The 9836-nt window shown below is 39.6% G+C and carries 9 protein-coding genes; all 9 read right to left on the reverse strand.

From position 1 onward, the window contains the following. A complete protein-coding gene (locus T525_RS0107220; RefSeq protein ID WP_156945648.1) occupies positions 1 to 1566 on the reverse strand; it encodes a hypothetical protein in 1566 nt (521 codons plus the stop codon). Next, entirely contained in the window at positions 1563 to 2219 is a 657-nt protein-coding gene (locus tag T525_RS0107225; protein ID WP_027406662.1) for an RAMP superfamily CRISPR-associated protein, read from the reverse strand. Before T525_RS0107225 ends, T525_RS0107220 begins: the two co-directional genes overlap by 4 nt. Then, complete coding sequence (locus tag T525_RS0107230; protein WP_027406663.1) at positions 2219 to 3850, reverse strand: hypothetical protein; 1632 nt, start codon at positions 3848 to 3850, stop codon at positions 2219 to 2221. The genes T525_RS0107225 and T525_RS0107230 overlap by 1 nt, the downstream gene beginning before the upstream one ends. Before the next feature lie 30 nt (positions 3851 to 3880). Next, entirely contained in the window at positions 3881 to 5689 is a 1809-nt protein-coding gene (locus T525_RS0107235; protein ID WP_027406664.1) for a TM1812 family CRISPR-associated protein, read from the reverse strand. An 18-nt stretch (positions 5690 to 5707) separates the two neighbouring features. Then, positions 5708 to 6520 carry a CRISPR-associated endoribonuclease Cas6 gene (gene cas6, locus T525_RS0107240; protein WP_084276956.1) on the reverse strand — a complete coding sequence of 271 codons (813 nt, stop codon included), beginning with the start codon at positions 6518 to 6520 and terminating at the stop codon, positions 5708 to 5710. Positions 6521 to 6534: 14 nt separating this feature from the next. Beyond that, positions 6535 to 7581 carry a hypothetical protein gene (locus T525_RS0107245; RefSeq protein ID WP_027406666.1) on the reverse strand — a complete coding sequence of 349 codons (1047 nt, stop codon included), beginning with the start codon at positions 7579 to 7581 and terminating at the stop codon, positions 6535 to 6537. A gap of 26 nt (positions 7582 to 7607) precedes the next feature. Next, complete coding sequence (locus T525_RS0107250; RefSeq protein ID WP_027406667.1) at positions 7608 to 8219, reverse strand: TM1812 family CRISPR-associated protein; 612 nt, start codon at positions 8217 to 8219, stop codon at positions 7608 to 7610. Between the two features lie 106 nt (positions 8220 to 8325). Beyond that, complete coding sequence (gene cas2 / locus T525_RS14590; RefSeq protein WP_037325422.1) at positions 8326 to 8613, reverse strand: CRISPR-associated endonuclease Cas2; 288 nt, start codon at positions 8611 to 8613, stop codon at positions 8326 to 8328. Continuing rightward, on the reverse strand, positions 8601 to 9563 hold the full coding sequence (cas1, locus tag T525_RS15615; protein WP_027406668.1) for a CRISPR-associated endonuclease Cas1: 963 nt from the start codon (positions 9561 to 9563) through the stop codon (positions 8601 to 8603). Before cas1 ends, cas2 begins: the two co-directional genes overlap by 13 nt. Positions 9564 to 9836: the final 273 nt, after the last annotated feature.

Raw genomic sequence — 9836 nt, forward strand, 5'->3', positions numbered from 1 at the left:
TCAGCGTGCCTCCTTCTTCCTTGCGGACAACTTACGGCAATAGTGGAACAGCCAGTACCAATAATCGTGGAAATACTTTCCATTGGAAATTTCCTCATCAGAAATTTGCATATCAATTTTGTTCAGCAAATCTTTCATTTTTAAATCACTTCTTGACATGGTTTCATTCCATTTATCAATATATGGCATTTTGCAGGAAAAATCGGTAAACAAATCCTCAAAATGATTGCCGTTGACACTAATGAGCTTTAATGCCTTGGCATACGGACTATGTTTTCTCTCGTTCAGTGTCTTTTCCACAGTTTCCCCAAACATCTGCCTAATATTATCATGAGGTTCATTGCCCAACTCCTGCAACAGACGGGCAAACAAGTGTGTTTTTCCTTTTATGCTGCTCTTCAGATTTACGGCGTCATCATAGGCATACTGTTTCAGCTGCTCAAGGACAAATTTTTCCACTACCCTTGCTGTAATATCCTTGGCCATACCAGAGATCAATATATCGTCTCCTTGATTTCCGGCAATACAAAGTACATCACTGCCCTTTTCATATACATCAGCCTGCCAACCTCTCAATTGGCCAAAGCCTTCCTGGGTTCGCTGACCAATACCGCCAAACATTGCGCTTTCCACTTTGCGCAAATCTTCAGCAGTCCATTCATCTTTTTCCAGTACAAACACCGTACCGGCCCCCAACGCATTAACCCGTGGCCTCTTCATTCCCCATATATTAACAAAATTATCTATGGCAACCACAGAAGCAAAGACCTTGGAAACTTTAATACCATCAAGTATATTTCCACACATTTCCATAATTGCCTGGTCGGCAGAAGTTATAATTCCCGTAGACGGTATAAGCGGAGTCAGGGCCCTTATAAACAATTCTTTGCCTGTTGGGGTGTTCAGATGATGTATATCCTCTATTTTTCCCAACTGAACTTGCACCGTACCATACTGGGCAAAGCGGGATCTTCCCACATGAGCCGTAAATCCGTCACTTGGCATCCCACTTAAAAGCTGTGCTAAATCATCTTCTCCACCAATTATTTCGCCAACAAACTGCTGCCCCGGATCAATGGACTCATAATTAAAAATCTGTCCATCAGAGCTGCGACCGCTAATGCGTTCCTGCTCAGAGGAACGGCTCATGTGGAACAAAATATTCTTATTGACTGAAATGCTGCAAAGCTTGTTATCTTCCACAACTGCCAAGCCACGCACGTTTTTATAACCTGGCCGAGGCTTATCTTCTTTAAGCATATCCATCAGTTTATTGCTGGCTTTGTCCTTCATAACGGAAAAAGGCACAGGAAATGATGCCACGCCATTATGTGACGGCATAGCATCTACAAAATTAACATTTTCAAAGAACAACCGTTTAAAATCCTTATCTTTATGGGCCTCTGTCCCAAGCTTTTTCTCCCTTATATACTCACCGGCAAAAATTCCCCGGAGCATTGTTCCCGAAATATAATCTCCTGATGGTGTAAGAACACTATTGCCGCTGGAAGCTGTAATAACTAACGAATCAACCGCGGTAATTGTAACCTTAATGTGCTTCATCATTTAGCCTCCTTTCCAAATATTTCATCAATAATATCCTGTTCGGTCCTATTATCATCAAGCTTTATAGAACAACTGATGCGGCCGAATCCCCGATTGCGTTTCATTCCTGCACTGCGCAAATTTCTGGCTGAAAGTGCCAATAATTCAACTGCCTCTGGTTCCAGAGACTCCGCCTCCAGGGAACCAAAGAATTCTACCCCCTCATCCACCACACGCATATTTCTGAAGGAACCTTTTTCCACAAGGCCATCCTTCATTTTTGTCTGATAACGAATAGAAGTAAACTCACCCAGCACATCATTGGCGCTTACTATGGCACCGTACTCACTCTGAAGGTATTCAAAGGCTCTGCAAAGATCCATATATTCATTCCTTGATGCAAGATGAAGATCTGTAACGGTTAGTGCCTCTGGGCAAGACTTGCTGCAATCATGTTGGAAAAGCTTCTCAACCCATTTCCCGTATTTAGCCATTCCCTTCATACCGACAACTTCCAAGGCACTTTCATGCAACAGCCCCTTTAGTCTCCGCCCTGAAAAAACCGGCATACCATATTTATCGCTGGCCACATCGGAGTCAACAATTACATCAGCTGCACCAGAACTGAGGTGAATAGGTGACAATGTCTTTATTTTTAATTCCAAAACTGTCATTATTTATTCGCCTCCTCAATATATTCCATCATTTCAATGGCATCAACAAACGGCGTATAGCCTTTATTTACACCTGTGCCCCAGCAATTTTCACCTAAATGTTTGTAGTCAACATCAGGCAATTTCTGATTAATCCTGGACAACTGAACCATGAAGTTATCTATAGAGCCTTTATCCTTCTGAAGAACAGCTCGAAGCTCCTTAACCTTGTTTTTTGCCATATAATGCTTATGATCATTAAATTTTGTTGCACATTCTATCAGCTTGTCCAACAGATGATCCTCGTCAAATTTTTCTTCAGTCCCGACTTTTTCCGGTGGTATAACACAATATGGACCAAAATGCATACCACCATTTTTGCCTAACTCAGCACTATATTCATTTTTTAAAATCTGTTCCAGAGTCGGTGCCTGTTCACCGTGCAGGAACACAAAATCCAGCCAGCTTGAACCAGAACCTGGTACATCCTTATTCCACAATTTGCGCATTTGCTTTTTGGCTGCATCACAAAGCTGCTCCGACAATACATAACCTCTAAAGAACGGGTATTTTTCAGGCAAAATACTGATACCGCCGCAGCAATCTATACTCCTTGCCTCTTCATCCAGCTCCTTGGATTCTTCTTTCATATACTTTATAAACCTCTTTGCATACGCAACGGCTACCTGGGCCGGGCAGACAAAAGTCACATCATCGCCGCCCAATATAAGAGGACGAATAGGCAATACATTTTTACCGTGATCCTTCTTGGTATCCAAAATACCTTTTTCCTTATATTCAGCATACTCTTTCACAATAGAGGTCAATAACTTTGCAAAGGAGTTTTTCGTCTTTTCCTTGATAGCCGCAGACAGTGTCCGATGCTTGGCTAAATTATTGCAGCCACTGAATTTAACTCCCATATTATTGCCATCGATGTGTACCACTGCAATATAGCTCTTCTGCTCTTTCTGCCCCAAGCGGTCAATCTCTGTAGGGAAAACGTATTCCGACATTAGTTCAGCTTCAAACATGCCCTCCAAATTTTTATTGGACTGTTCCACTGCCTTGGCCTTGGCTGCCGCCTCATGGGAATAATAGTTATGCTTTTCATTTGGGAACAGACTATCATTGTCATAATAACTGGCCGCTTCACCGTCAATATCGCATATCTGGGTAAAGCCAGTATATGGCAGGGAAACATTCGGAATAATATTGTTTTGATTTTGCTTCAAAGCAGCAAAAAGCTTGTTCCGTGAATTTTTATAGGATTCATCATCGCTTAAATCCAAAGCACCTATGGCAGCACCAATATGAAGTCCTGGTGCTTCCTCCATAACCTTCTGTGAGAACAATGCCACCAACCGTTTCAGTTCATCATCCTCAACTGAATGATCAAACAGAACCATGGCATTGCCGCCGCCAATGTAGGCTATCTGACACTGTGCGTCATCCCCTGACTTCTCATCCGGGTTTTTCCAGCTTGTAAGATCTGTAGTCCCCTTAAAATTTTCCTCCAATACCTTTACCAGTTTTTCGCTGAACAAGTTTTCAACAATATAGGATGCACCTATATTTGTCCTCAACTTATTAGCCGCATAGATATACCGCTGTATTGAGCGTACATCCAGCAAAATCACTTTTTTCTCCACGACTTATCCCCCTTTTCGTATAATTAACCCCTAATCTTTTGTTAATTCACATAGTGCTTCTGTTTCTATGATATAATCTACAGCCTTGGCCATCTTCTCTTTCAGTTCATCAGCTGTGATCACATCTTCATCCAATCTAGCGTGATTGCTTGCATTGCGTTCACTCTTAAAATAGCCATACTCATTTAGTATATGTCGCATAATGTCATCCGGCACATTAAGTTTAAAATAATTCTGCTCCGGGTTGCAAAAAGACATAAACCTAAATGAATATTCCATCTTACACTCAACAAGAAAATCTGTCTGATCCTCTATATCCATCTTCCTTGCATAGTCAACAATTTTATTGTACTTTTCTATACCATAACCATCTCCTAAATCCAATTTATCCGCAAAATACCTATAAAAAACATCATTTACATCTGGATTTTTGAGCTTTAGTGGATTTTGTCGCCATTCTTCCAATGTAGTGAAGAAATCCTCTATTTTATGGTGGGGAGTAAAAACCAACCATGAATACTGCTTGTTTTCTCCACTTACCTGCTTCTTTATATCACTGATTATTTTCTCGGCTCCATTTAAATCAACGGCGGCACTTTTCTCGTGTTTTGGTGGGATAAGTACTTTTATCTTATTATACAAAACTCGTTGTGTCCCCTTTACCAGTTTGTCCATCTCAACCACTGGCGAATATGGTATTTCTTTAGTTTTATTACTTTCATCTTTTATCTTATATTTGCCATCAAACACAATCAGTTGGAAGAAACCATCTGTGTATTCTTTGTTCTCTTTTCTGCGATCATCTATAATCTGCCGTTTTTCCATATCATCAGACTGCCTGAAAAAAATCTTCTCATACAAATAATCCGGCACACCTTCCACATAAAGAGTCAGGGCCTGCTGCAGATAATCATGCTCCAAGCACCATTTAATCAAATTTAAAATGGAAAAATCTTCTTCCAGCAAAAAACTGTAATCCTTCTTTATTCTGGCCTTTAACTGGCGCACTAAACGAATATTTATATTCTCTTCATCTGCTTTTTCAAAGTTTTCTATACATTCCTTCAGATTCTCCGATGCTTTCATCAAGCCTCTTCTATGGCATAGCCTAATTTCTTCTGAAAAAACATTCATTGCTTTAAGCAAATCGCCCAAAACCTTTGGCTGTTCTTTCTTGTCAAAATAATGACTTATTGCATTGGCACTGCCAAAATTGGCAAATTCCTCAGCTCCTGAGACAAAGTCAAACAGCTCATATATTGGATCAGCCTCTTCCACGACTTTTCTCTGATAATTCGAATAAAGCAGCTTACCTATTTTTACACCGTTATATTGCATGATACGCAAAACAGCCATCATCAGCATATTGGCATGACGAAGTCCACCAGTGCAGTCAGCATGCAATATAATCTGGGTATCCTCTGAAAATGGCTCAATATATTTCTGTATACTATCTGCCATTTCCAAAATACATTCCATGGACTCCTCTGGTGTGTTGTTTTCATTGAATTCTATTTCCGTGTATTTGGAACTGTCACCTGTAATAATGTCTGAAATACGTTTCTTAAAATAGTCAACATGAGAAATAGACGTACCACTGTCATCAACATATTCCTTTATTTCCCCGTTTGTACCTTTATAAGTTATATTCCCCTTAACCTTGTTGGACACAAACATAAATAAATGGTCTATTTGTTCCTTCTCCTTGACCAGATACCTTACAGCTGACTCATTAGTAGTATGGACAGTCCCAACATCCTTATACTCTGTCTCAGATACCTTACCATCATTTCCTATTTTTACATCACTTAAAAAAGCCAGCATTAATGTTTTACCCATTATGCTATTTCCTCCTGCCTATCTTACTTTAACTTCCATCTGCCCCAAGCCTTGCCCTGTCATCCTGCCACAGCCTACAAAACACCCAAACTGTGCCAACAGCAGCATTATCTGGCGTTCCTCCATAGATAACTCCGAAAGCTCATACACAAATTCCCCTTTAAATGTCCTGGCTCCCCTGTCACCGGCCAAATAAGTTCTGGATGTTTTGCCTTTCCAATCAGATAAATAGACCTTTTCTGACAGATCCCTTACATATTCCTTGTCAATATTTACTGGCATCCCGGCCTTCTCCCATTTATCGGCCAGCGATGCAAAAAACAACTTTGGTATAGGTATCGGATAATCGTTTTTATTCACCCTAAATGTGGTTGGTGAAATAAACTTAACTGTAATAGATGAAATCCTTTCCACAGAAAAACAAGCTGCCAACAATTCCTCATCACTCATTGCACCTGTTCCTGGCTCCTGTGTGCCATCTATGACAATCTTTTTCAGTACCATTGGAATTTTATTAACCTGAAATTCATATTCCAACGGTATGTGGGCTATTACTTCGAAAATATCCTTATTTACTGCAGCAATCCGCCACTTAAACAAATCTCCGGGCTGTACCTGAAATCTGCCCATATTGCACTTATATTTTTTTAATTTTATAAGCTCAGATGCAGAAAAGGGCTTTATACTTAGCTCGTCGTGGATAAACTCTGCCAATTCCGGATATATATCTCCCACCGTTTTAAAAAAGACCCCATGCATTACCCTGCCGGTAAACTCCGGCAGGGTGCCGCTTTTCTCCGCTCTAAGGTACAATGACGCTGCTCCTAGCATCCAATTCTCCTCCGCTATTTCTCCAACATTGAACGTGCCTTATCCAAGGCGACCTTAAAATTATCTCTTTTCTTGCTTATAGCAGGCGCTTTAACTTTCAAAAACTTGGCAATTAACGCATCAGGCACTTCCCCAGTGCTCCCCATCTCACTGTTGGCATAATCGTTAACATAATCCCAAAAATCATTATTTATCAATGCCTTCATCTCCTTAGGCAATGCTTTTTGATAATTATTGAACAGCTCCAATGTAATAAAGCAGACAAAATATGGTTTTTGGATTTTACTGGCCATATTAATAACATGACGGAACAAATTAATAATATACATTTGCCCAATCACTTCTTCATAAGAAGAAGAGTTATTCGGGACAGTGCTTCCAATGGTAGCATCTTCGCTTTCTTCTCCTTTTATTGGTTTATCCAAAGAGATGGCCCGTTCTGCTCCAACAAATTGTTGTGCGATTTCTATATATCTTTCCTCAGCCTTAAACTCCACACCTGCATCAACACATATATCATGAATATCCTGCCGTGACAAATCATGAAGTTTTTTACCAATAAAGCGTTCATCATTTTTTAAATAATCCTTTATCAGCTTATTAAATGCGTGAAACATTTGTTTATCACTATTCGATGAACTTAAACCATGCAGCTTCCTGTTGATGCCCTCATTGCCAATTGCAGCAATTTTACGTATTTTGTAGGTACTTGAAAACAACCTGGTAAATTCTTCTCCCGGGGATTCGGTATATTTTCCTATGGCATAAGTTATAGTTTCAATGAATACATCCATATCCACAGCCTTATTAAGGTCATACCCTTTATTGTCCCTTTTTTCTTCATTACTATAAAGACCAGAATAAATATTACCTTCCAATTCGGTATCATCCTGAGTTGCATCCAGCCTAAGTAAATATGCCAAACACTTTTCCCATAATTTTCTATATAAAATATCCTTCCTTATCTCATTACTTTCCTGAACATATTCTGCCGCCACCTTATTTATAATGGCAAAATTCTTTATATTTTTATCATTCTGTGCTGACTCATTCTGACTCATATATCATCCCGCCTTGTCAACAAAAATTAATCATTTAACGGAATCAAATCAATATCTCCCCCCAGCTGTGCAGCTCCTGCCAGATTACTGAGGGAATTCATATAAAACAATGAGGTTACATCAAACAATTCCGGATTAGGCTCCTGCTTAACAGGAGTTCCATCATATAAATTGCCATAGCAAATCTCCTGAATATCCACACCGGATTTCGTCTGATATGCATAATTCAGTGCTGCAAAAATTACAATCGGATTGTATTTGAAACCATAGGTTATGTCCGCATAGATTTCGTCATCATCCTCAAGTGCAGATATTAAACCCTTGTATAGCTTCTGGGCAGAATCATTCTTTATGACAGGTGTCATAGGAATCTCCATAAACTCCACATCAACGCCTATCCCATCAGCCATTCTCTTCACCTGGTTGGTAAACTGATTATAATTATCTAACGATATATTCTTTTCTTCCGTATGAGTAACAATAGACAGAACCAGCACCTTGTCACCCTTGCTGCAATTATTCTCAAAAGGAATAGTTATCGGATATGCAGTAGGTGAACTCTCCGGATAAACATCACTCTTATATTTGTATTCTTTTACATTTTGTAATGAAACAGTTGAAATAAACACTTTTCTCATAATTAATCCTCCATTCTTTATTGTTCATTTTCATTTACGCAAAATCACATTTAATTAATTCGTTATAATTATTATTTTTCCTGCCAAAAACATCGGTTAAACATATTTATACTACTATCACCTCCCCAAATTCCAATTCTCTCCCGTTGCCAATATGCCACCGCTTATTCCAGCACTGGTCACACAATGGGCACATGTAAACAGAATCACTGCTGTCCTCCTCATCAATGTCTGCAAAATCAATTAACTGATTTCTTACTTCCATATAACGCTGCTTGGTAAACACCCCCAAAAAGACACTACCCTGAATCCGAATACTGTTTGCTTCCAGATATTTGGCAATCCTGCGGCGTTTCCTATCATCTGCGATATCATAACATATTAAATAGCGCATATTTCACCTCCATTGCAATCTTTCATCTCCTGAATAAATGCCTTTATGGCCCTTTTTATCAACGAGCGCCCCTGTCTATCCTTCTGCATCCACATTTCATAGATACTTAGCCATTTTTCACGGCCTTCACCCGTCAACATGTATGCCTCATCGTGCTGTTCAAAATCTTCTTTTTTTATTCTCTTGCGGCACAAGCTATATAAGACCAATTTATCCGTAACAGACTGACGAACTAATTCCATAAGGTCATAAATAAGGCTGTCCTTACGGCCATTGTTAACATGCAGTAACCCCATTCTTTCATCAAGGCCAGCTCCTATAGACAATACACGCACCTCCCTTTCCAAAAAAGCATAACCATAATTCAATAACGCATTGATCTCATCCTTTGCTGGTCTCCTGGTTCTGCCCTTCCAAATAAACCCTACGGGATTTATTACTTCATCAAATACCTCAAAATATTCCTTGGCACATATTCCTTCAATACCTCTAAGCTCATCTATTGTTGACGCCTTTTCTATCTGAGCATAATAATATGCCAGTCTCTGAGCCGCTTGCTGCAGCATTAAGCTGTTGCGGTATTTAGCATAAATCTTAAGTACTTCAATCTGATTTGTCAGCTTGACCGAAACTATATATCTTACCATGTGCAGTCTCTTTGCTTCGTCACAATATACGTTGGACTGGAGAAAAATGTTATTAATATCCCCTCTTTTTGCTGTTGTCACACCCGCAAAACGTCCCTGCCAATCGGTATAAACTATATAACTTCCCTGTGCCAGCAACATACGTATAACCTGAGTACTTATTTGGGCATCTGAAGAAACGACCACACCACTTACATTAATTGCCGGAACACTTACCTTTATTTCGTTATTGTCACGCACCACAAGTCTTCCAATATCCTTGGATAGCTTACATGTTCTTCTCGTTAAATAAATAACACTCATTTTTCTACCTCCTCGTATTTTAATCTATCCTTACACTATATATATCAGCCGGATTATCTCAAAAGTTTCCAGGCACACTAAAAAATCCTGATATTTAGAAATTGATCTAAATACCAGGATTTTTACTGTTTAAACGCCGCAAGCGGCATGAGTTGCCAGCAACACTTAACGAAGCCCCACAAAAATATAGGGCTGAGTTTAGTGATGCTCACTCGACGAAGGTCGTGATTTTGACCTTCGCCCGTCGTTGCAACCTCCCAAAAACACACCTTA

The organism is Anaerovibrio sp. RM50 (assembly GCF_000622005.1).
Lineage (GTDB): Bacteria > Bacillota > Negativicutes > Selenomonadales > Selenomonadaceae > Anaerovibrio.